The following is a 23866-nucleotide window of genomic DNA, read 5'->3' as shown; positions in this document are numbered from 1 at the left end:
GCAATCAACTACTTCGGCAAAAATGCTGGCGCCTGGCCAGACAATCGTCTGCTGATTACGATGGAGAACGTGATGAAAACCCCGGCTGCTGCTCGAAAACAGTTAGAGGTGACGGTCAGCAACCCGTTCATCCCTCCTGCGGCATATCGCATGGAAATGGCTCTCGCATTAGAGTCTATTGGAGAACACCTGAGCCAGCGCGAATTTGAGGCACTGGTGTACAAAAAGCTTCGCTTGGAGGACTCAGCGCCGGCAGAGCCCCAGTATCTCCAAGCGGCGGTCGAACTCACTGTATGTACGCACTACGCCCTGAATTTCCCCAGCGACTTCATCTATGAAGACAAGGTGGTACCACCTCGTGATGTGGACTGCTCCTTCCGAAGCGAAGGCTACAAATTCAACGTTGAGGTGAAATGTGCCGACTACACGACCAAGCAAGAAATCGATTCAGGCAGCCAATTCATCATCCGGGCCATAGGGCGGATGCCGGATTACAACGACACAGTCGCTCAGCTACAAGAGACCTTCGCCAGTGGTGGTAACAGCTTGACGAAAGGGCTTCACATGGACAACAAGCTGAAGGACTACCTGTGTGATGCCCATGAAAAATTCCCGAATGAGGCAGACCTCAGCCAGTACAACGTTCTCGTCGTCGGCTGCGATGATGCGTGGGATATGCAGCAGTGGGAAGGCTACCTGACCGGACAGCAAGGCATGTTCACTGAGGACTCTTTTGTAGACCCTGCGCGCTATGGCAACGTCGATCTGGTCGTCCTGACCAACCTGTACCATCGACATAAATCGGTCACGGACAAAGACAAGCTGAAGGGGCATTGGACGTTTGCCAACGCCTTTTCCCTTCTCTATGAAAACCCTAAATCGAACAAGCCCAGGTCGATGTTTTACGCGTTTTCAAGGACGCTGCGTGTTTACAACAATGAGGTGATCGGACATAAGCTGGAGGGCGATGCTCCTGACTTTATGAAGGAACGCCTGGCGATTTCCCATTACGTCGCTAAGGTGCTTTGGCCAAAAGGTAACTACGCCTTCCAGCCCAAATCACGAAAACCACCGCAAGAGGCTAACGGGCCAAGCTGAGCGACTTGGTCAAATGCTCTGCTAGACAGCAGCCTGTTGGCATTGATGTCCTGTGTCTGTTGAAACCGAATTTACGAATGGTCAGCATCGCAGCGAAAATTGCGAGGCTGATGGAGGAAAGCCGTGCGCACCTTGGAATACGCTCAGCCTACTGAACACATGAAGCTGACGGACGTTATGGATCTGGACAGCGCCGCACCTATCGAGATCGCCAGCTTCCTGAGCCGCGAATTGTCCTTGGTCATACAGGATAGGGCGGAGCTTGCGTCACGTTTCGTACTGGATCGAGACAAGCCCTGGTTAGTTTGTCAGCTCTGCGGCGCCGCTCTTTTACTGGTGCGCACGCACCATCGCTTTTTCCATTTCCGCCATCACCCGACCATCGAAGGCCTCATTAAATGCGACATCTCTACCAAAGGTGAGCTCAGCCCAGCCCAGATCACAGCCATCAAGTACAACGCACAAAAGGAGAGCGCGGCGCACCTGCGGCTAAAGGGGATCATTCGCGACAGCTTGGTTGCAGACAGATCGTGCGGCGACCCTCAAGTAGAGAAAGTTTGGAAAGGGCAAGCGGTCGCCGAACGTGCCACCTGGCGCAAGCCAGACGTCCAAGTGGTGAGGGGCAACGACCGTATCGCCTTCGAAGTACAGTTATCCACGACGTTCCTTACGGAGATCGTCGGCCGACGCGAGTTCTACCGGGCCAACGGCGGATCGATGATCTGGGTATTCGAGAATTTCGACCCTAGCGCAACCAGAACGGCGGAGGAGGACATATTCTTCCTGAACAATCTGAATGTCTTCATCGTCAATGATCGGACGCTGGCGCTGTCCAGGTCTGCTGGCCGCATGGCGTTTGATTGCTGGTACGCCGTGCCTCAGTTGGTCGGTCGCACCATTGTGAACGAATGGAGGAGGGCTGACGTTTATCTGGACGAGCTGACGTTTAGCTTCCGGAAACAGATCGTGTTCTATAACGACTACCAGGCACAGAGAGAAGCACTAGAGGCATCGGTCAACAGTGACGTGCTACGCCGCGATTTTCATGCGTTCTGGATGGAGTTCGGCAGGCAGGACACTCCAGAGTCCCGGGAACGCTGGCTCGATTTGCGCGAGCGCATGGCAACTGTATTTCCCGCTATCAAGCTTCCCAACTTCCATTGGTCAGACCCTTTCCAAGGGGCCGTTTCCATTGTGCTAAGTGCGCGATACGGACGGCCGATAGGATACCGATTCGAGCGCCTGCTCAATGTCTGCAACCAGGCTTTCGACTCCTACAAACCATTCCTGCTTCAGTTCGGTTGGACACTGGAACTCTTTGAGCAAAATGAGCTGTTGATCGAACAAGACAAGAAGGGTACCTGGGCGAAGCGACGTGCAATCATCCGCGCCGCGCTCAGAGATCGAGATGACGCCTATCGACCCGATCGACAATACAACCATTTATTTGCATTCCTGGTACCTGAGCTCAAGGAACGACTGATCAACATGCGCGAGTGGTGATCAATCCGGCGCAGCATCTCCAGGACGGTGGCGCCTGCTATGGCGAGTACTAGAAGCAAGTTTACTCAGCAGTAGATCAAGCAGCCCGGCAAACATAAAATCTCGCTCAAGGTGCCGGCACACATCCCATGGGCTCCGTTGCAAGCCAGATGGCGTCTATGCGGATCATTGCAAGAGGCTGCGGATGAAATGTGTGCAGCCGTCCGGGTCGGAGATGGGCCATTTGACCGTGATGAATTGGTCGCCCACCGCACCAATGCACCTAGGCTGGTCTGATCTCAACCAGCCCTTGACGCCTTAGTGTCAGAGCAAGCCAACGGCTTCGCTAGGCCATTTCCGAACAGTCGTTATCAAAATGGCTTTTTCTGAGTTTCTCGAAGCCTTTGACCTGAAGCTTCACTCCCGCGCATCTCGAAAAACAAAGCTCGGTCACAGTAGAATCTGCTGCATTTCTCTGCATCGACTAGGGATATTTCGGATGCTCGGCGTCAACTTGAATTCCAGCAGTATTGCTACCTACGACCACTTGACCCAGACCATACATTTGAAACGAGCTGAAGAGCCTGACCTGGTTAGGCTCGCCGAGGCCGTCTACTCCCCAGGTTGGGATGCAGGCCTAGTATTGGTCGAAGGCGCATATAACGTGCTCGCGCCGCTGGCGCATGAGACCCGTCACTGGCTCGACATGAACTGCTCCATCAGAGGGCTTCGAACGCTCAAGGCAATCTTCGACCTGCAAGCAAATCCTGTAGCGGGCACGCCACCGGTTAAAACGCTGAAGCAAGACATCACCCTGAATCATTTCATCGAACGGTACGAGCACCGTGATTTAGCCGCTCGCTATCCTTGGCAGGTCGATTTTAGTCTCAGCTTGCCACGTGCCCATGAGCAAATCGAACACATCTCCCTGTGTTTTTACGGGGGCCAAGACCGTACACGGTCGACCATTCTGTTCAAGTCCCCCGTCTTCCTCGGAAGCCTGCTGGAGACATGCGCTGTTTACCAAGAGCAGCGAGATGTACTGCCCTTATTTTTGCGAGAAGGTCTACCTCATGGTGCTCGTGGTGAGGCGGAAGCGAAAGCCCTAGGCTTCCTTAAAGACCCGACAGCTCCGGAATATCACGCCATCACTCATGCTGTATCGAACGCAGCCCGCCAGCCAGAAGCAGTCCATGGAATCGCGCTTGCCGCAGGCCTATGTACATTGCTACTGAATATGCCCGCGCAGATGCTAAAGGAGAGCTGCCGACGGATTGAAGATGGACTGGGTAGCAGGCGCTATGGTCATGGCTTGGTCTCAGCCGCAGACCAGATGAGACGTATGGCAGGGGTTTGTCCGGAAGCTGCAATAATCCATAGCGCAGTCAACGAACTGGCTCGCCGCTCAAAAGCTGGCGCACTGCCCTACAGCACTGACTTGATCTTCGATCTACTACCATTCTGGCGGAAAAGGCAGGACGAATTTTTTGAGCGCAGCCATGCGAATTTCGTGACGCAAATCAGCCAAATCAAAGGGCCTGGATATTTTCATGATGCAGTCCCTGCTCTGATTGAGAACAACCAGTGGCTCATGGAGCAAAAGTCCTTGACCCTTACGTTGGGTGGGCTGCCGAATCGCCCCCCGATCATCTTTGGTGACGGATTTGTACTTAAGGGTGCCGATGCCTTCGATGGCCTGGTACCTAACTATGAAAGTGCAGACAACTCTGCAACAGAAGCTCTGCTGAGCATCCAGAAACTCGACCGTGAAGGTCTCTGAACGCGGCCACCGCTCTACCCATAGCCTCCGGGAGCAAGGCGAGGCCTGAGCTATCCACCTCGGATGGACGCTCATGGCCTTCTAATCCACAGCTATAAGCTGTTGTGGCAGTTTGTCCGTCAATTAAAACCGCCCCTTCCTCAGCTTCTCGGCAACCGGATGATCCTCTGCGATCTGGCGGGCGGCATGAAGCGGGGAGGGAAGCCGCAGGAAACCATCCCACAGCGGCGCATTCTTGCACCAGTATCCGGCTTGCAGCGCCAACTGATCTTTGTTTGCAAAGTCCCCTTCCTGAATCATCACAAACTCGGTCACCCCCAGCTGCAGCCACGAATCCTTGAGCTGTGACTGTGTGACGTCATAGCGGGTGTGCTTTCGGTGAGACCGCACCTTGTTGAAGGTCTTGGAATACGACGTGAAGTAGTACACCAGCTCTTGGTGTTCAGCCTGGTGCACGCCAATGCGATTGCCTATGAACATGGGCGCCAGCGGCGAAAGAGAGTGGACGCCTGTCATTTGAGCCGTTTGATGATCAGACCGCGTGCGGATCAACCAGGCGTTTTTCGGTACCGGTGGTAAGCCACGGCCGGCGCCGTCATTCATGCCCGGGTACAGGCGCTTAGCGCCGGCGTTGATATAGACAATCAGCGGGCTGTCAGCCACTGGGGTCGGCGCCAGGAGCGCCTGCCTGATCAGCAGCTTCGCAGCCTCCCCATCCAGAAGTTTTGGGTTCGCATGAATGGCGCAGAGGCCTTCGCTGTAACTTCTCCACTGGCCCGGTTGACCTCCGGCCCCATCCACGTAGACCTGCATCTCGCTTGTGTTGACCACAGCGCGCGTGATGACGGGCAGGTACACACTCAGTTTGCTGAGGTAATCGACGTAGATCGAAACCACGGTCGTATCAGCCGGGATGCCTGCTGTGCGCTCTAGGGGGATCGGCACATAGCCGGTACCGCGGATGGCATCGATCAGGCTGTTGATGCCTGGGTAATCCTCTGCCTTGTCGGATTCCTCAGCGTTCGCCTTGGCCTTACGCAGTCGGCTTTTAAGCCCAGCGGCAATACCCTTGGAGGGGGCAGCCCCTTCAGCCTGCGGCGGAAGGTGGAAGATGAACTGCGTGGTGACCCCATGCTTAGCGCAGAGCGCTCGCAAGACATGTTTCGGATCATTGTCGTCTTTCGTGGCCACCTCGGGCGTGGTCTCGATGATCGCAGCGTCCGGCATCCAGGAGGTCAGCCGCGGCAGCAATTCATGGATAAACCAGTTTTGGATGTCGGTCGAACTCGTTTTGGTGGTCAGTATGCGCTGCGCATCCTTGCACTGGATCTGTTGTAGCAGGACTTGAGGCTTAGGCTTGTCCCTAAACACGTGGGAGACTGATTCCAGATGGGTGTACGCGGTGTTAATACGCATCATGATGTCTGTATGCGCAGTTACCACCGCGAGGCGGATAGGCCGCGCTGGCGCATAAGAGACGTTGTCTCGCAGGGCGATGAGCCGACCGACATACCGGGTCAGCATGGGCTTGGCGGAGGCTACGGTTTTCTGGACGTGGAAGCTTGCTTGGTCGAGGATGACCGTTCCGACGCCACTGCCAATAGGTGAGCCAATCGGCGTGTGGGTGTGAATAGGCCTGAGGGGCCCCGACAGAGACACTTCATTGCCACCCAATGCCGGCAGGCTGCCTTCCCCCATGTGCTGGATGAGCTCCGCGGCGGGGCTGGAGTAGACCGTCTGATATTGGCCCTCGCCAATACGTATCGTGTGGATCTGAAACTTGGAAATTCCGTAGTCAGTCTTGAGCCAGGTTGAGTGTGTGGTATGGCGCCACTCAGGCAGAATGTGGCTCAGATGAACCGTCACGGATGCGTACTGACTGGGCACCTTGTGCAACAACAAGAGGTTCGTCGACATCGAGTGCATGGCCACGGCCTTGCGATCGCCTCGGGCGTAGAGCAACGGGCTGTCCCAGGCGACCAATGAACCGTCGCTGCACACCGTGAGGTTCAACGGGACAGAAGAGTCCATCGGCTTGGTCGATAACTGATGGGCCAGCATCCAAGGGACGACTTTGTAGGCCAAAGTCGACTGTCGTGGGTCGCGCATGACGTCGGACGCATGAAGCGGCATGGCGAGATCGGGTATCAGCGCATGAACGAAGTCCTGTTGGCCAGGCGGTGCGTTGCGCAGGATATGCTGAGCCCATACGTTGATTGCCCGGTTCAGTTTGCCGGAGTCGAGCGCCTTCAGGGACGCTATGGCTGGCACGTCTTTGCTTTTGAGCAGTTGCGCGTTGACCCAGACAGGGCCGCCTGACAAGTAGCTGAGGATCTCTTCCAGTGACTCAGTGGGCAGATATGGCTTGCCGAATTGGTCGGTGAGTAGCGCCCATGCATTCAAGAATTCGCTCGAAGCATGGTACTGCGTGACGGGAGGGAGCTCGTCCGGATCAAATCGGAATAGGTTAGTCCTCAGGGAAATCGTCATCAGGTAGCCCCTCAGTCTCTTGTGAGCCTGCAGGTGTTTGCGGGCCCGACGTCTCGATGTACAGCGTCATGGCTTCCACCAGCCCCGCGTGGTGCGTGGAAAACTCGCTCCAGTGGCCATCCTGCTTGAGCTTGTAAATGGTGCGCTCCAACAGCATCGCCCAAGTGTAGCGACTGTCGAAGAACGCCGCGTCGGCCAGGTAGCAGGTGACGGGAGTGCCTCCACGCCTGGCCCGCCCAACCAGCTGGGTAAGCGTGACCAGGACGTTCATGATGGTGAAGAACCGGATAGCTTTGGGTTGGCTGTAAAAGTAGGGCGGTGCCAGTCGGATACCGTTGAGTATGCGGTTTGCCATGGCACGCTCTGCCAGCAGCGCAAGGCCTGGATTCGCTGACGCCAGCACACTCTCGCCAACGCTGTAGCAAAGGTGCGCTAGGTTGTTGCCGGGCTGGTCTGAAGAAGGCAACGGTCGCACACACACCACCACGCCCCCCAATGCCGACTTGCCGTCGGCGGTCACGATGTTGTGACCCCGCGCCATCGGATAGATCGAGCTGACCATCAGTTGCACATCCGCATTGGGGCCGTCGGCGAATTCGACGAGATCGTCGTAGGTGAGCCGGTTCGCCAGCGGTAAGCGCTCTTGTCGATCGGTTTTCTTGCCGCCCCTGATCCATGCGACCTTGCGCTGCCCTGCAGAAATTTCATGGAGGGTTGATGCGAGCTGTTCAGCCTCAGCGTCACTTCCTGTGACAAGTAGTAACCGTGCTCGATGGCAGGTGTTGGCGTCCTGTTCCAGCGCCGCCAAGCGGCTGGTGAGCCAAGGCCAGAGCTCATAGGCCAGATCCCTTACGTTGAGCAGGCGAGAATCCAGAGGGGCGCCTGACACGTGCACGGAGACATTCACATTTTCAAAGCGAATATTCCCCTTGGCGTCCGGAACGTCGATCAGCGTCTTGGCGTTCAAATCGAAGCAGCTGGCGCCAGGGAAGAACGCCGTGGCGCTGAAGCCAATGAACGTGCGATTCACACCAGCATGGATCTTGGATGTCAGGTTCGGTAGATACTGAAGTGTCCGATGCGGATCCCCGGACATAGCCACGACCTGAAGCGACCAGGTGTCCCGCCCCTCCAACTTACGTTTGAAACCGTAGACAACACGTTGCAGCGGCCCAAGTGGCGTCGGACTGAAGGGCGCCGAGCCCGAAAGATCCTGCTGCACCCTCAACGCCGCGGCTACCTTCGCACGAGCAAGCATGGGGACATCTGAATAGAGGGTACGAAGGCTGGTCTCAATGAAGTGCAAACCCGTCTTGATGACCAATGACGACTTGAGCTTTTCGAGTTTATCGTCGTTCAGCTTCCTCCCTAGCTGTTTACGTGCCGCCAAGGTGCGAAGCAGATAACCAATGTTGACGACCACCTCCATTGGGCTTGGCAGCGCGTCATTGTGTGAGAAGGCTTGCAAGAGTTCCTGCAGCGGCGCCAGATGGGGAGGAATGCTCTGATCGCCGTAGCCGCAGACACCATCGAGCACCGATGGGTCGACGCCCAGGTAATCAGCGATCATCTGATCTTCCGCACGCTCCCACACGGTTTCGCGGTCTGGCCATTTCAGGTGCTTCAAGGCCAACTGGAGCAGCCGTGTCGTATGCAGGATTACCGCATTGCAGCCCCGCTGGGCACGATACAGGGTCGGGGCATCGACATCTGGAATGCTGTCCCGCCCAAAAATCTCCATGTGCAGTTCAGCCAGGCTGCTGTGCTCGATGTGGTTGCTCAACGGCAGCTCAAACACGCTGGTGTCGATGGCACTCAGTAGAAGGCCATCGATCTCATCGACCATGAACAGTGAGGCCGTTTTGAGCAGCAGCTCCAGTAGACTTCTTGATTCACCACCCCCACCTTCGACAGCGATACGGGTGGTACCGGAAATCAGAGCATGGTGATTGACGACGACGATGTCCGCTGCCAATGCCTGTTCGAGCATCGTGCGCTTGCCACACTGGTTTAAGAACGGACAGCTGCGTATGCGTTTAAACGTCTCACGCCCTCGGCGCTCACCCGGGATCTGCAGATTGAAGCAGGGCTCTTCATCCCGAGGACTCACGCTCTCGTCTGTTGCGCAGGCATCGAGGAGGCACCGATAGTCGTAGGGGTGATCCTCTCGGCCACGTGCCAGGTAAAAATCTCCCGCTTTAGCAATCCGGCGCTGGGAGTGCAGCGGGGCAATCTTCAGGTGAGGGGCGACGATACGCACCGAACGTTTCAGAGCCTCAACCATGTTGCGCACGTCAGTCAGGTTGGGAACCGCAATAACGACCCGATGCCCTTGCAAGGCGGAATGGATGCCCATCAACCCCATGACGACAGTTTTCCCTGTTCCTGTCGGCGCATTGACCCGGTAGAAATTTCCCGCATTTGCCTCTACGCGCCCTTCATTTCGCACGATTGAGTTCAAGGAGCTTCGATGGCTCTGGTGCAGATGGTTGATCGGGTCGCGTCCCGCTTGATCGAGCGCACTGGCCAACTCATGCAGCGAAGCCTTCTCCCAGGCAAACTTCGGAACGTCCGGGGCTTCAACGAGGGGAAGAGGGGTGTCATTTAGCACCAGTCGCGAGCGCTGGGCTTCGGGAATGACAAACGTGCGATACCCATCGGACTGTGTTTCTCGAAGAATAATCTGTCCGTCCACGGGCCATTTCGTACATGAAGCTGCAGTTGGCTCCACCTTTATAGCGCAGAGTTTCTCTTCGATCAGGCCGTCCAGGTCGAAGCCTTCCTGGAAACAGTAAACGTCGGTTTCGGTCAGGGGTGGCGGGACTTCTTGGCTAGCTAGGAGATCAGCACCCGCTGCCCGAAACGGCGAACCAGCACCGAAGATAATCCGCCGCGCCTCGTCCAGAAATCGCCCAGTCTGATTCAGGTCGACAGGGCGGTACTTGATGAGCGTGATTATCTGCTCGCGTGCCACCTCAGAAGCGCTTTCCCACCCGATCCACAGATGAGGGCGTCCTACCAGAAAGACTTCAGCGTCAGCGAGGGTCGGCTCCTTGCTGATGTGCTTGATAGCCAACCCAAGCGCCAGGGCGGTAGCACTTTCAGTTAACGTTGACATAGCTCTTTCACCCACCGCAGGCACTGGGATTCAGACTTGATCTGCTTAGGGCTGCACTGCTCATTTAACGAATCGGAGTGCTGCCGTTGGTAGTCCGGAATGATGTAGATAGCCCCAGTGGGTGGGGTATCTAACAGGTGAAGGCCCAGATTTCGAGGCGAATTCCAAACCTTGGCATCCAGCGAGTAGGTTCGATCATTGACCGTGAAGCGCAGGTCAGCCTGGTCGACGTCGGGCCACAGCTCAGCAGAAATCCCTAGCCGAGCAATGCCATCGCGCAAGCGCATCTCCAGCAGCCCCGGAATCAAGGTAAGTGCCCACAATGCGGGGACTAGCCGGTACTTGTTCTTGGCAGTGACGGGGTGGATGACCCACGAGGTTCTGACACTCACCAGGTCGTCACCCATCCACTGGAAAATTCCGACGGTTTGTTCACACCACTGTGCGCCGCAGGACACTGCCCGGTGGTGAATCTCCATCGGCCACCCACAACTCGGACACAGGTAGATATAACCCGAGTGGATCAGATGCTGAGGAATCAGTTCGTACAGCGAATTGAAGCTGACTTGAAGCGGAATCAAGAAGTCCAGGCTACTGTCAGCGTCTACGACCCCATGCTCGATCAAAAACATCCGGAACAGCCGGTATTCATCATCGCCATGGGTTCGCGTCCGGCACAGGTCGCGAACCTTCTTCACGGTTTGCTGGACACGATCCCAGCCCAAGCGAGGGTTGGTCTCCAGCGCGATCGCGCTGCACAGCATGGTGGGTTCATCGGCGAACTGCAGAGCGCCCTCGTATCCTTGCCTGAGACGACTGTCCAGCCATTGCTCAAGCGGCAGGCTGAGGCAGGAGAGCAGATTTGCGATCGTGCGGGGAGGGGAACCGGGCTCCAGCCACCAGAGCAGGGCGCTGGCCTGGCGCATGAGGTCATGCCGCTCGGCAAATTGGCGGGCATCAAGCTGAGCTGCCTTTACGATCAGGCCGAGCAAGCGCTGGGCGTCGCTATCCACTGAGTCCATAAGCCCCCCTTTACTTGGAAGCATGTGTCTCTGCGGAGCATCGTGCTCTGCACGTCTTACCACCGGATCAAGCAGGCTGGTTCAATAAATCGATTATCGCAAGACAACCGGTCGGATCGCGCCGTGCTCGCTGGTGCCGGCGCTTCCGTGGAACGCCCATATGACCTGGCTTGCTGCGTTGTTTCGCCTTCATGTACGCCGAGCCTGGTTCCGATAAATGGCAGGGACGCACGAAGGTAAAGCACTGCAGTGAGTAGCCTTGGCCAGACTTTCATGTCATATAGCTATCAAAACATTAACGAAGATGTGACAGCACTACTGCGGCTTTCACTCATCACCTGATCGCCAGGGATAGCCATGCAACTTCAGGACTTGCTTTCTAGAGGGTATTTCCCCATCCAGCTCCCGGTTGGGTTCAGCACCAAGCAATTGGCAGAACACATAAGGGCAGTCCAAGCGACCTGGGATGAAGCCTTGGACGGGAGAAGGCGCATACTCTCCCAGTCCGAACGATTTTCGGTGGCGAGGTCGTCTTACAGCAGGCGGACTACCTCCATACCCAATCCCGTCAATTTTTATGGCCTGGCCAAGGACATATGCCTGTACTGGCCTCAAATCCAAGAGCATTTCAACAAGAGTGAGATATCTCGTAGCATCCCTGGAGAAGGAGGCTCGCTGCGAGCGATTGAGCTGACGAAATTCACCGACTTGTACGAGGAGCGCGTGCGCCGCTCGGCAGGCGCGCGCTACGCGCTGGTTACCGATATTTCGAGCTATTTTCCCACCATCTACACCCATACAATTCCGTGGGCGTTGCATTCCAAAGCTGTAGCCAAGGCGAGACGGGACAGAGTCCCCGATTTTTTTGGCAACATCCTAGACCAACGCTGCATGGGCACGCAGGATGGACAGACCATAGGGTTGCCCATCGGCCCGGATACCTCGCACATCATTGCAGAGATGATCGGCGTCGCGATTGACGACTCCATTCGAATTGCCTTGGATGGTTGGCCCAAAGGGTTCCGCTATGTTGATGACTTCACTTTCTTCTTCAACACGAGAGAAGAGGCCGAACGCGCGCTGGCAGTCATCATCAAGTGCGTCAGCGCGTTTGAGCTGCAGATCAATGCATCTAAAACTAAGATTGTTGAGGTACGCGAGCTCGTTCAGGAGTCTTGGAAATACACCCTCAAGAAGCTGAAAGTCTCAGCCAAACGGCGCCAGCAGAAAGATGACATTCACCACTATTTTGAAGTGCTGTTCTCGCTGGAGGCGCGGTTCAAGGATGAGAGCTTGGTGAAATATGGCCTGAAGCAGCTTTCGTCCACCATCGTCAAAAAATCCAATTGGCCCATCGCGGAAGCATACCTTCTCAAATGCGGGTATGGATTTCCCAACACGCTGCAGGTGATTACCCAGATCCTTGTGACCTACCATCGCCACCAGTATCAGTTGAACAGGGAGGCGTTGGGCGACTTTTGCAGAAACCTCCTCGGCTCAGCATCGGCCGCGAACCATCACAGTGAAACGGCCTGGCTGCTATGGCTGTGTAAGGAGCTTGAGATTCACCTGGACGCCGCGTTGGTACAGCAAGTGCTTCACATGGAGAGTTCAGTTTGCTCGCTTATCGCTTTGGATCTGAACCATTCAGGTCTTGTGAACGGTGATCTCAACCTTACCGACCTTGGGCCATTGGCGACCCGTCAGGCGCTTGTGGGCAACAATTGGATGTTGGCTTATGAAGGGGGGCGTCGTCGCTGGCTTGCCAACGAAAACCTTGATTTCATCCAGGAGGATGCTTGCTTCGCCGCGCTGCTGGAGGCAGGCGTGGGCTTTTACAGTGAGGCGGCTCAGCTTCACCCCATCTTCCAGCTTAAGCAATCAGCGCCTATGGACATCGATTTCGACTCCGACGATGAAATTGAAAATGACTTTGACTTCGATGATATGGATGAAGAGTACTTTGACTCCACTGACCAGGGCGAAGACGAGGATGACGGCGAGCCAGGAGCGGCAGCGCAGTCAGTCGCTGTCCCTGGCCATTTCGCTGCTGACGACATCGATCTGGACGCAATGTGGTTGAGGGACGAGTAGGGCATAACTGGAAAAGCTGACAGACAACTAGGAGCATTAATGACCACTGCCTTCCCACCTCGTCTTATTATCGACGACCAACAGATCATGGTCGTCCTGGATACCTCGCCTGTACGTGAGCTTGCCCATGAGAGCGATTGCCCTGATTGGGTTTGCACGTTCGAAGAAATGTCCAACCAGGGTTACTCATTTTCGCTTGCCGATGGCACCTTTGCGGAGCTGATAAACCAACGCCGTAAAGGAGCGATTCTAGTCGGAGAGTTCGATCGCATGTGCTCGCGGCTGTCCCGATTCTTGAATCTGGATTTTCCGATCATTCTGGGGCGAAGCGACGTGCAAGGTATGATTCAGCGCCATCCAACTTCATGGAACGAAGAGGAATGCCGTACGCGCTCCAAACAAGCTTGGGATGAGTTGCTTCACTGCACTCGCGCTGGATATCAACCAGACTCTGCTGAAGCCGTGCTGGAGGCAGCGCGCAATGAATGGCGATCAATGCTCAAAGATTGGCAGGACGGGGTCAACTCAATCCGAGCGGTCAAGCGAGCGCAACTCGCAATTCTCCGCACGCTGGATGAATCAGGATTACTCCAAGGATTAATGGGTATGCCGGCTGAGGAAGCGTTGAAGACACTTCAAGCCCTTCGCGCTCTGTCGGCACATCTTGATGAGGAATTGATTGATGCCTTTGACCCGATCCCTGCTGCTATGGTTGTGAGCATTGGCGAGGCACTCCGATCGATTGACCAGGTAGACATCCCCGGTGTGATGGTTTTTTACACTGAATATGTGTTCCAAAAGACCCAAGTGTCGACGTCCGAATGCGATCCAGAAATAGCCTGGGCGACATGGATGGATCAATTACTCAGTTGGAAAGCAATTGGGCCTCAGATCAGCGAAGGATTTATGAAATCTTTCGAGGTAAACGACTCGGGTGATTTCACCGATAAAATGCGCAGCCATCTCGAACTCGTGTACTGCTGGAGACAGTTCACGCGAATGCAGCAGACAAAAAACGGGTATGACCCCGACGATGAAAAAAAATGTAACGATGGCATCGACTTCGACCTCTATCGTTTCTTAAAAATGCCAGCGCTCGTAGTTACCGAGGACAAGGCTTTTCTCACAGGTTTATCAGACATCAAAAGCTACCAAGCTACCTGGTTCTACACGCCGAGGAGTCTGGCAAAAAGCTGGGCTAGCGGAAAATCTCCAGCGCCTATGTGGCCGAAGGCTAAGCATTTGTCCAAGCGCTGAGCAGGGGCTCGACCTCTGAAGCCGATATCTGGGCAGTCGTAGTTTGACGAAGAACAGGCGGATGGCTGCGGTCGACTGGTGCTGGACGAGCTGCGCTTCCATCTACCTCCGCGCCCTAGGCGGAGATCAGTGCCAAGCAATACGCCTGCCTTGCGTCAGCCACACCGCTGAGTACGCCATTCCGAGTCCACCTTTTAGTTGAGGGCGGCGCATCATAGCCATGACGTACATCCTTGCTCGTTTTACAAATGCGGTAGTCGACCAGTGAGATGCCTTGTCACATGGGAAACGAACTCAGCATGCGGGCTGCGGTTCTCCGTCCAGCGACCTGCGCTCTTGGGTTTGGGTCGATAATCTGCCGTTGTGATCAGTAGTCGTACCTTAGCTCGTGAGACGCCCACGAAATAGACGCAACGCTCCTCCGCGAGCTTGCCCCAGAACGCCTGGGTCTCCACGCCGAGAATGATGACCGTGTGAAACTCAAGCCCTTTACTCTTGTGGATCGTAAGGAAACGCACCGCCTGGTCGTCAGAAAGCCGAGCGAGTGCACTGGGAATAGTCTTCTCGGTAGCGAGCAACGCATCGACCCGATTTCTGATGTCGCGAACGACTTCATGCAACCGTGGCTTCGACTCGTAGTCTCCTGAGAGTGCAGTCAGAGTTGGATATCCTACGTCCCTCAGGAAGCCGCTTGTTAGTGTCCACCAGTCCTCATACGGGGAGGATGTCCTGCTAGCGGCCCTCACCTGACGCACATGGCCGCGGTAGGTCGTTTCAAACAACCTATGAAGGTGATCACGACTAGCTTCTTCGTAGGGTGTGAACAAGTCCATCAGACGCCCCCATGCATCCGATTGGCCTTTTCCATAAAGGCAGGTGAGATAGTCGATTACCAGCCGCGCTGCCGGCTCTTTCAGCAAGTCCTGTAACTCGCTGTCGTTCCTGGATGCGATCCCATGGTTACCGAGTTCTGCCATCAGCGCCGAGCCATAGTCGTCTACCTGGCGCGGCATCAGCACCGCGATTTCGCGTGGTGGCACTCCCGCTTTAATCCAATGGCGAATGCTGTCAGCCAATACCTTCGCTTCTTGAAAGGAGTGCTGGAAATGAGCAGCCAAGATCTCTCCCTCATCGCCCGAGATCAGCTCCGCCGGCGTTACTGCCGCTGGATCAATTTCTCGGATGATTTCATTCTGAACACGCAGCAGATTGGGCTTCGATCGAAAGTTCGCGTAGAGGTGGAGGGGAAGGGCGTTGAACTCAGTCGCGTATGTCTTGAAGATACCCTCCAGCGCTCCGGCCCACCCCATGATCATTTGCTTACGATCCCCTACCGCGGTGAGGTAGATCCCCGTGTCAAGAAAGAGCAGCTTGATGAGTTCGTATTGATCTGCAGTGCAGTCTTGGAACTCGTCCAGGAACACATGCGCATAGGTTTTGCGAATTGCGTTTCGTGCGACTTCGCTACGGTGAATGATCTTGATGGCGAGGGGCAGCAATTGCTTGAAAGTGATCTGCTTGCCCGGGATGGCCTCGGTACCGATAGAGTAATCCGGGCTCAAGCCTTCCTCCGCAAGGACGGGGAGGAATTTATCGATGATCCGTTTCGCGAAGCCATGGAATGTCACACTGTCGAATCGCGATGCGAAGCTCCAGCCACAGCGAAGCTGAATCCTCTCTTGCAGGTTACGGCTGGCATCTGTCTTGAACGACACCGCCAGGATTCGCTTGGGGAACCGGCAGCTATTGGTTCGGAGAAGATAATCAGCACGCTGCGCGAGCACTTCGGTCTTGCCAGCACCAGGCCCCGCAGTGAGCAGGATCGACCGATCAAGCTCGCGAACTACGCTCCATGCATTTTTTTCCAGGCGCACACCAGGAGACGGAACCCATTGATCATGAGAAATCACTCGGGCGATTCCTCAAGCTTGGCTTTGACCCTGTCTGCCAACCGGTTGAGGGACGGCGGCAGAGAAGCTAACAGCTCTGCGTCAGTGAGGTTGCCCAAGGCATCCAAGTGGGCTGTGGGCTTACTGCTCAGCTTGAATAGCTTGTGGTAGGCAGCGAAGAGTTGCTGCTCCTCATCATCGTACTGATCCGGATTGAAGTGGCTTTTGCCAAGAACAGTTACATGGTCGTGTGGTGTGGGGGGCGATAGCTCAGCGTCAAAGGCATCGGGAAACGCTTTAAGCATTGCAAAATCCAGATCCAGAGGTTCCGAGAAAAACACGTCTCGGTTTTCCAGCTCCTCGAACAAGTCGGCCTGTTTGTCCGAGCCAATTGAATACCAGTGATGAGTTCCTACTAGTATTTCAGGATGATTCCAAGCGACGCGCGGCCACTCCTCGGGAATACTGCGAGCGGGATCAAAATTGTTGAGTTGGTCACGTACGTAGTTCACACGTCCCCAGCCTCCTTGATAGCGACCCACGTCGAGGTCGAGCAGGGTAATGTGGGGCGTACCTAGCGCGTTCAGCAGCCGCCAGAAGTGATTGACATGGCGCCCCCCTAGCGGAGCGATCGCCACTGCGTATTCGTCAACGGGAGCGCCCTTGGCTTGAAGGATGCGAGGCAGCACGATTTCTTCACTGTCACCTTCACCAAGAACCACCAGGCGTGCGAAATAGAGTTCGGGAAATGCCTGGACTGCTTCTCGGACGAACTTGTATGCGTCGCTGCGCTTATCTGGGAGCAGGATGGTCGATACATCCGTTTCTCGCTTTGCATTCAGACGCAGGTATCTGATCTGGTCAGGCTCAACTCGTCTGAGCATTGACGGGGCCTGCGTGGCGATCAATGCTTGAGCGTCCACGCCCACGGATGATTTTAGGGCGCTCACGATACGTCCCAGGTAATGGGGAGACAGGCTGTTCTCAGGTTCTTCGACCGCCAGAATCGTATAGGCGGCAGGTTTCAGCTTGAGGGGATCGAACGAGGTGTTCTGCCCTGATCTGACCTCGCTACCAATGCTGAGGGACGTAAGCACCAGCGAGAGGTATAGCATCGACTTTTGGCCATCACTCAGCCTTGCGTAATCCACATGGCTTTCACCGTGCCCAGGGGTAAAGGAAATCGAAAGGTGCCGCAGGATGGCCTCGATTTCAGAATTCGCGAAGGTGAGGGATGGATTCGCGAAGAAGTCGCCTTTGTGAAGGCGTTGCCACGCACCGCTGAGGCTTGAGCTCAAGGTCTTGATCGACTCGTTTTCCGACAAACACTCAGTGATTTGCTCAGTGAGCTGCTTGATTGAGTCCCGGTCATCGCTCCAGTTGACGGCTCGAAGGAGGCGGCCTAGAAGCGCACTGGCACCGAAGGCAATATGATCAGCGGGATCCCGGCGAGCAGGTAGGTAATGAACGTGTATCTCGTCTCGTTCACGCTTCGCCACGGGCTTGAGGGTCGTGGGCTGCCCATGCTCGTCCGTCCGCGTCACATAGAGTAAACGCTCCTCTACCTCGCCATCAGTATGGAGAACACCTTCTAGGCGATAGCGAATACGGGGAACCCCATCAGCCGTCTGCAGCGTCATTTGCGTAAAGAACGGCGGTACAGTGTCGTCTTCCTCATCATCCAGCGTTTCGTCGAACATGAAGTCCGCTTCGATCCAGAGCGAGCGCTGAGCAGGTACCTCCTGCTCGGCTAACGGAACATGGAAATCTGCTCGACGGAGGCGACGCAAGCCTGGTTCGAAGCCAAACATCCGTGCCAATGCCTGCAGTGTCGCCGTCTTCCCTGCTCCATTGGGCCCTAGGAGGTATGTGACGCCCTCGAAGGTGATCTCCGTAACTTCCTGGCCAAATGACTGAAAACCGCTCACGCGCAGACTGCAAAGCTTCATGTAATGATTCCTTTCGGCTCCTCCTAATGGCTCGCTCGTGACTCACGAAAAAACTGGGGTGAGGAGGTGGCACCGTGCCGCTACAAGATACGACATGCAATGCTTGGGTGACTAGGCAGGGCTCAGCCTTGAGGGAATCTGGGCCAGTACCTGGAGCGCGCAGTCGGCGGGAGTTGTTGGATCGCCAGAGAGGCACACTGTTCTGGGTAAATAAAAAGGGGCCTTCACGAGGCCCCTAATCTTTGCTTCTGAAGGGTTACTTAGCTAACCAGCTCTCGACTTCGTCGGCACCATGCTGGCTTTTCCACTCTTTCAAGGTCTTGTGGTTACCACCCTTGGTCTCGACGCGCTCGCCTGTATGTGGGTTCTTATAGACCTTAAGCTGACGGGGCTTGCGGGTGGACTTTTCAGCCACAGCAGCTGTTGCACGTCGACTGACAGATTGTGGGTCAAGAATGGCTATGATATCGCGCAGACTGTAGCCGTACTCCGAGAGCAGGCTACGGAGTTTTTGTTCAAATTCGATTTCGCGCTTCAGGCCATCATCGTTTTTGAGGGTCTCAAGTTCGGCCAGCTGAGCAGCCAGTTGTTGCTCCAGCGCACGGAATTCGGCAAGTCTGGACATTTGATACTCCTGTATATGGTGCGTCGAGTATAGGTGTGGGGCTACAGGCCATCAATGCGCACGTTCAAGCCGATGCCTGAGGCCGAAAGAGCCATTGCGCGAAGCGCAAAGTCGTCGGAAAGAGTCGAACATCATCACAGTATGGCCATTGACGCGAGCTAGAGAAGCCAAGGTATTAGAGAGGTAGGAACAGAGAGGCAATGGAGGAGTACAAATGTACTCAAGCACAGTTTGACCTCAAAAATCCCCATTCCTCACAAGTCGTTCAACGACACTGCACCTACCTGCACGTCACGAGTCCGTGAGCCGATGGGAGACTATCCCGTGTAAGCATCCCGAAATGGGTGTAAGTGGGTGTGGAAACGGGTGCCCTGTTGTTCATAAGCATCCGAATCGATGGGGTAAGCCCGCGGCTTGCGATCTCAAAATTTCTCTCTGTCGGCTGGTTCAGCCAAATTAAATGACGGTGCAGTCGCCGCCAGCCTCAGGTTTTGAGGTCGTCCGGGTAGTCCTCTACTGACAACTCCCCAACCGGGCCTTCAGGCTTATGCTGCGATTCCTCAAAGTGCATTGCCAGGCACAGATAGATAAGCGCGGCCCTGGACAGCTTCAGCATCAACAGGCTCTTCGCGGCGAGGTCATCCCTGTCGAGCACAAATGCCAAGTGATCAGTCCAGAGCCCTGAAGACTCGCCAATCCAGTGACAAGAATCCACGATTTTGGCGTACTTATGCTCAAGGTGGTTTCTCAATTCATCAAGAGCCTGAGCATCAGGTCGAGCCACATCCTTCAGTTCCTTGGAGTAGATGTCTTGAGATACCCAATAGAGCGCTCGAAGCGGGAGATTCCGGGTGGATATGAATTCATCACGCACAACCCGCGGGTGGAGTAGACGGCCATTTTTTCCGATTTTGAACCATACAGTCCGGAATGCTACCGCCTTCTCGGGTATGCCCAGTTTCCAGTAGGCATTGATGAAGTAGGCAAGCTTATCCAGCAACGAATAGGCGCTGCGATAGGCAGTCTTGATCTGCTCTAGACCCATGCCGTAGAGCGCGTAATCGCAATTGAAGGCGAGCGACATACCCCTGTCAGCCACATGACCGGGTTTGGCGTGATCGCCCAGGTAAAGACAATGACGGGCGAACCCGTACTCCTGCTTCAGCTGGTTGTAAAAGCCGAGGTACGTGATTCCAGACTTGGCGTCATGACCGGGTAACCTCAGTACGTCTTGCGCGGCGACGGGGAACGCTCCCAGGTCGTTCATGGGGTTAAGGAATAACTCTTCCTCAAGGCACCATCGCCGGTAACGCCGTTCCTCCTTCGAGGAACCAAGGCTGTGCTCTAACAGCTCTGCGTCATCATTGTCGTCAACGGACTCGGCTAGCCTGGCGTGATGCGATTTGAAAAACTCGATCGCTTCAGGATAGGTAGCGCCATCACGCCCCACGCCACCCGCGATGGCTGACTCCAGCTTGCGCCGGGCATGCACAAGGAGCCAATAGGTATGACCAGGGTCGTAAAGCGCAGTGCCATATTGAGCCAAGCCAATGCCAAGGTTGCCCAGGGCCATACCCAGGATCGGATTATCCTTCAACGCGTTGCGCCATTCCCCAAGCGCCTCGATCCATCGTCCACACGCCCTGAGCGCATTGCCTAGGTTGCAGTGAATTCTGGAGCGAAGCATTGGTGCCAGCTCTTTAAACCCTGGGTGCTGTATAGAGGCGCGCAGGAAATAAAGCTGTTTGAGTAGAGCAGGGTGGTCAAGGGTATCGTCCTCCCATGACTGCACCTCCAGCTTCCTCAGCGCGGCCCATGCATTGGAACATGAGTAGAAAACGAGACATCCGTTCTCCGGCTCGATGCGCGAAGCCACTAAGTCCGCTAGCTCCTTCGCATGACGCAAGATGCCTTCATCGGCGCCGTCATCTGCAGCATCGATCAAGGAGTCATAGAGGCGTCTAAGACGAGGAGAGTCACCTGAGCTGCGGAGCTGTTCATTCAATGCCTTCAGAATGTGAGAGCGGTCGTCTGCGTGGGGCTCATAACCCTGCTCAGCAAAACGGCGAGCGAAATCGTCCATGGGTAATCACCGCGATGAGAAGCTGACTATCATAGCTGGCTTGAAAACAATCAGCGGCTACAACCGCTCTATCCAAGGGTGGTGCGATGCCAGCGTTAGTCGGACGGCTCATGCACAAGCGTCCTCATAGCGCTGAACTCGCCGCAACATAGAGCCCCCTAGATTCTGAGGTGCTCACCGCTTCGGCAGACACCAGCCCCGTTGGGCAATGATCGGCGGTCTAAGATCATTCAGCCTGTGACTAACTGAAGGGAATTACTATGGCAGTGGTGTTCTTTCTACCTTGGGTATCTGCTGCTGAAGAGCTGCGAATCGCAGATCTCCGCTTGATCCCCTACGAGCGAGGTCGACTCCCGGGTGAGTTCCTGGGCATACCGCAAGAAGCTTTCGACGGCGTACTAGGCAACTACGGCGACAGAGGTTTCGGCTCTCAGCCTTCACAGCCAATCCAGCAAGCTGTGGTCATCATTTGGGATGAAGACACACCAGGCCTTGAGGCTTCGGATGCCCAGATCCAGCAGCGACTGGTTCAGTGTTCGTATCTCGCCTTCTCTGCCTTGGTAGGTCGATCGCTGTGCTCAACTTTCGACTACTGCAACGCCGACACACTTCAGGTCGTTGCACAGCGGTTTGATGTTGCGTCACCGGCTCATTCCTGTATGACCACGCGCCGGCGTGACGGTGTAACACAAAACATGCTGGCGGGGAGTGGAGGTCTCAAGTTCATTCGCCCGTACCACATCGACAATCGCGCGCGGATCTCGCTCGACGCGCCACTACTCGAAGCACTACTCAAACTACCTGATGGGCAGCTGAAGGAACGCATCGATGAGGCGATCGTGTCATTTCTCAGAGCCAACACCGATGCCCCATCCATGGACGAGCGATCCGAGCTGATTTTGATGAGGGTTGCCATAGACACGCTGCTCGACGTTCCGCATGACAAAGCTGCCTTCCGCAGAGGCATCAACGAACACTTCGAAGAGCTACCGAATCCGCCCATCTGGCATAAAGGGAGTCTGGACGAGTCTTGGTGGCGCAAACACTGGGACAAGCACGTAGATCGCCCGCTCGACGCCTGGGTTCATGATTTCTGTGCCGCTCGTAACGCTGCAGCACATGGCCCCGCAAATGGTGAGAAGGGAAGCATCTGGCCTCGCCATAACCACCTCATTTTCTCCGCCTGGTTTTTGCCCCTGATCGTCAAGAAGCTGCTTGTCCAAGCGGGGCTTTACGAGTTCAGCGCCGAGGACAAGGTCACCCGCGCGGGATTTGAAGTTTTTCTGGCCCACGACCTGCTGGCAGCCGTCGACGAAGAAGAAAACAAGGTCTGGTGGCAGGTAGCTGAATCCGAGCTTTTCCTGCCGCTCTTCGCAGAACGATTACGCTAGGCCTGTGAATGAGGGCTACAGCGCTAGCAATGATCGCGTTTGGGGTTAGGCTCATGAATCCTTAAATCCACCAACAGGTCTGATCGAACTCGACTCTCCGACGTAGTTGAATGGCACCCTAGCCATCGCTAACAATACCGAAACAAGTGCTATTCCAGTCCCCACCCCAGTAGAGACCGACATGTCCTTCACACATGCGCATCAGACATCAATGGCGCAGCAGCGCAACAGGGGGCGATGCCTTCATTACGACAAAGGGGCCCGTTGCGACGCCATCATCTCCGCGCACTCCATCCAGAAAGGTGGCCAGCTCAACCTGATCGTAGAGCGGGGACATGTCTACCAGCTGTCCGCCGATCTCACCACGTTGAAATCCACCGGGGGTAAGCCTCAACTGAAGAAAGTGGGCATCAACAAGGTGTCCACCTTCCGTGGTATGTGCAAGCACCACGACAACAGGTTGTTCGCACCGATCGATGACAGACCACTGGTATTCGATCACGAACAGATAGCTCTCTATGCCTACCGCAGTGTTTGTCGTGAGTAATTCGTCAAAGAAAACGCCGCACGCTCTCTAGCAGAGATGATCGACCACCCTGACGTACCTCAGGCAAACCGCCAATTGCTTGTGGATTCAGCTCAAGGGCAGGCATTTGGTTTTCAACACCTCCACCGACACAAGCTCATATACGATGCGGCGATCTCACAAGGCAATTTCGCGGAGTTTCGATTCATCGCTTTTAGGTCGAGCTCCCCTTGTTCGATACAGGCCTCAGGGCTGCTTTTCCCTGATTATGACTTTCTTGGTCGCAAGCTTCAGGATCTCGGGCTAGAGGCCGAGGCGCTCGACTTACTGACATTCTTTACCGCCCCCACGCAGGACGGTTGGGCATATGTGCTCGCTTGGCATGAGTCGAGCGACCAATCCTGTCAGTGGGTGCGCGAGTCCATGCAGGAAGGGTTTATCAGGGGTGCAAAGCTTGAGGATATGCTGCTGCGGCTTTCGCTGGCCTGTGAGAATCATGCTATCCGAATCTCCTGGTGGGACGACTTACTCCCATCGGCCCAGAGTGCAGGGCTTGCCGCATTGTCAGTAGGGACTGATCCAAGAGTAGTAACACCACCAGACTATCTGGCTTATGGCTGTGAGGGCCTTGCTGACTGGACGTTTGATTATGTCCAGGACGGAGCAGGAATTTAGATCACCAAAGTGCCTTTTTAGGTTCGGGCAACGGAAGCGATGCCGCTCTGAAAATCAAGTATTCTGCTCCCAGCCGGTTCGTTGCTTGGAGGCGCACCTTGAGGGCAGATACTCCCAGGGCTCTGACTGACAAAGAGTTCTTGGACATGATGCAAGAATTCAAATTGGCAGGGCAATGGATGCAAGAGCAGTTAGCGCTGAATCGTGCGGCTCAGAACGCTGCGTGCCCGAATCAGGCCAGTATTAACCCTTCGGAACGACAGGATGATGCATCGGTTATCCATCCACTGACCGACCTACGAAGGTAAGCGGCGGCTAACCCCAGAAGGCAGTGCTGCACCACGAAGCGTACTCGACCGCCGGCGAGGTGAGGTTGAGTGAGAACTC

15 protein-coding genes are annotated in these 23866 nt (G+C 55.4%); 8 read left to right on the top strand and 7 right to left on the bottom strand.

The genetic code is table 11. The features are described from left to right. The first annotated feature begins 72 nt into the window (after nt 1–72). The 3 genes from ACMCNM_RS15860 (at nt 73) to ACMCNM_RS15850 (ending at nt 4360) form a co-directional block, all read left to right on the top strand. Nucleotides 73–1098, top strand: coding sequence for a hypothetical protein (locus tag ACMCNM_RS15860; protein WP_412764870.1), 1026 nt, complete (start codon nt 73–75; stop codon nt 1096–1098). A 123-nt stretch (nt 1099–1221) separates the two neighbouring features. Further along, complete coding sequence (locus ACMCNM_RS15855) at nt 1222–2601, top strand: DUF6035 family protein (RefSeq protein WP_412764869.1); 1380 nt, start codon at nt 1222–1224, stop codon at nt 2599–2601. Between the two features lie 478 nt (nt 2602–3079). Then, on the top strand, nt 3080–4360 hold the full coding sequence (locus tag ACMCNM_RS15850) for a hypothetical protein (RefSeq protein WP_412764868.1): 1281 nt from the start codon (nt 3080–3082) through the stop codon (nt 4358–4360). A gap of 123 nt (nt 4361–4483) precedes the next feature. Here ACMCNM_RS15850 and ACMCNM_RS15845 read toward each other — a convergent pair whose 3' ends face one another. From ACMCNM_RS15845 to ACMCNM_RS15835, 3 genes are read right to left on the bottom strand one after another with little or no spacing between them, the layout of a single operon-like run. After that, nucleotides 4484–6850 carry an RNaseH domain-containing protein gene (locus tag ACMCNM_RS15845; RefSeq protein WP_412764867.1) on the bottom strand — a complete coding sequence of 789 codons (2367 nt, stop codon included), beginning with the start codon at nt 6848–6850 and terminating at the stop codon, nt 4484–4486. Then, entirely contained in the window at nt 6828–9968 is a 3141-nt protein-coding gene (locus ACMCNM_RS15840) for a hypothetical protein (RefSeq protein WP_412764866.1), read from the bottom strand. Before ACMCNM_RS15840 ends, ACMCNM_RS15845 begins: the two co-directional genes overlap by 23 nt. Further along, nucleotides 9956–10990 carry a hypothetical protein gene (locus tag ACMCNM_RS15835; RefSeq protein ID WP_412764865.1) on the bottom strand — a complete coding sequence of 345 codons (1035 nt, stop codon included), beginning with the start codon at nt 10988–10990 and terminating at the stop codon, nt 9956–9958. The genes ACMCNM_RS15840 and ACMCNM_RS15835 overlap by 13 nt, the downstream gene beginning before the upstream one ends. Nucleotides 10991–11347: 357 nt before the next feature. Here ACMCNM_RS15835 and ACMCNM_RS15830 point away from each other — a divergent pair, with 357 nt between their 5' ends. Both ACMCNM_RS15830 and ACMCNM_RS15825 read left to right on the top strand, forming a co-directional pair. After that, nucleotides 11348–13084, top strand: a complete 1737-nt coding sequence (locus ACMCNM_RS15830) for an RNA-directed DNA polymerase (protein ID WP_412764864.1) — start codon at nt 11348–11350, stop codon at nt 13082–13084. A 39-nt stretch (nt 13085–13123) separates the two neighbouring features. Beyond that, entirely contained in the window at nt 13124–14341 is a 1218-nt protein-coding gene (locus tag ACMCNM_RS15825; RefSeq protein WP_412764863.1) for a hypothetical protein, read from the top strand. A gap of 242 nt (nt 14342–14583) precedes the next feature. On the opposite strand, the gene ACMCNM_RS15820 is transcribed toward ACMCNM_RS15825, so the two are convergent. The 4 genes from ACMCNM_RS15820 to ACMCNM_RS15805 all read right to left on the bottom strand — a co-directional run bounded on the left by ACMCNM_RS15820 (nt 14584) and on the right by ACMCNM_RS15805 (nt 20887). Further along, nucleotides 14584–16251, bottom strand: coding sequence for a UvrD-helicase domain-containing protein (locus ACMCNM_RS15820; RefSeq protein ID WP_412764862.1), 1668 nt, complete (start codon nt 16249–16251; stop codon nt 14584–14586). Then, nucleotides 16248–18179: an ATP-dependent nuclease gene (locus ACMCNM_RS15815; RefSeq protein WP_412764861.1), complete on the bottom strand. Its 1932-nt coding sequence runs from the start codon at nt 18177–18179 to the stop codon at nt 16248–16250. Before ACMCNM_RS15815 ends, ACMCNM_RS15820 begins: the two co-directional genes overlap by 4 nt. Before the next feature lie 256 nt (nt 18180–18435). After that, nucleotides 18436–18804, bottom strand: coding sequence for a histone-like nucleoid-structuring protein, MvaT/MvaU family (locus tag ACMCNM_RS15810; RefSeq protein WP_412764860.1), 369 nt, complete (start codon nt 18802–18804; stop codon nt 18436–18438). 484 nt (nt 18805–19288) lie between these two features. After that, nucleotides 19289–20887: an LA2681 family HEPN domain-containing protein gene (locus tag ACMCNM_RS15805; RefSeq protein ID WP_412764859.1), complete on the bottom strand. Its 1599-nt coding sequence runs from the start codon at nt 20885–20887 to the stop codon at nt 19289–19291. Between the two features lie 260 nt (nt 20888–21147). Here ACMCNM_RS15805 and ACMCNM_RS15800 point away from each other — a divergent pair, with 260 nt between their 5' ends. The 3 genes from ACMCNM_RS15800 (at nt 21148) to ACMCNM_RS15790 (ending at nt 23479) form a co-directional block, all read left to right on the top strand. Beyond that, the gene (locus ACMCNM_RS15800) at nt 21148–22278 is read left to right on the top strand and encodes a hypothetical protein (RefSeq protein ID WP_412764858.1); all 1131 of its coding nucleotides are present in this window, start codon (nt 21148–21150) and stop codon (nt 22276–22278) included. A gap of 181 nt (nt 22279–22459) precedes the next feature. Next, nucleotides 22460–22825 carry a hypothetical protein gene (locus ACMCNM_RS15795; RefSeq protein WP_412764857.1) on the top strand — a complete coding sequence of 122 codons (366 nt, stop codon included), beginning with the start codon at nt 22460–22462 and terminating at the stop codon, nt 22823–22825. A gap of 36 nt (nt 22826–22861) precedes the next feature. Beyond that, complete coding sequence (locus ACMCNM_RS15790; RefSeq protein WP_412764856.1) at nt 22862–23479, top strand: hypothetical protein; 618 nt, start codon at nt 22862–22864, stop codon at nt 23477–23479. The last annotated feature ends 387 nt before the right edge of the window (nt 23480–23866 follow it).

Origin of the sequence: Pseudomonas sp. NGC7 (assembly GCF_047159675.1) — a bacterium.
Classification (GTDB): domain Bacteria; phylum Pseudomonadota; class Gammaproteobacteria; order Pseudomonadales; family Pseudomonadaceae; genus Aquipseudomonas; species Aquipseudomonas kermanshahensis.
This window is presented reverse-complemented; position numbering and strand designations above follow the sequence as displayed.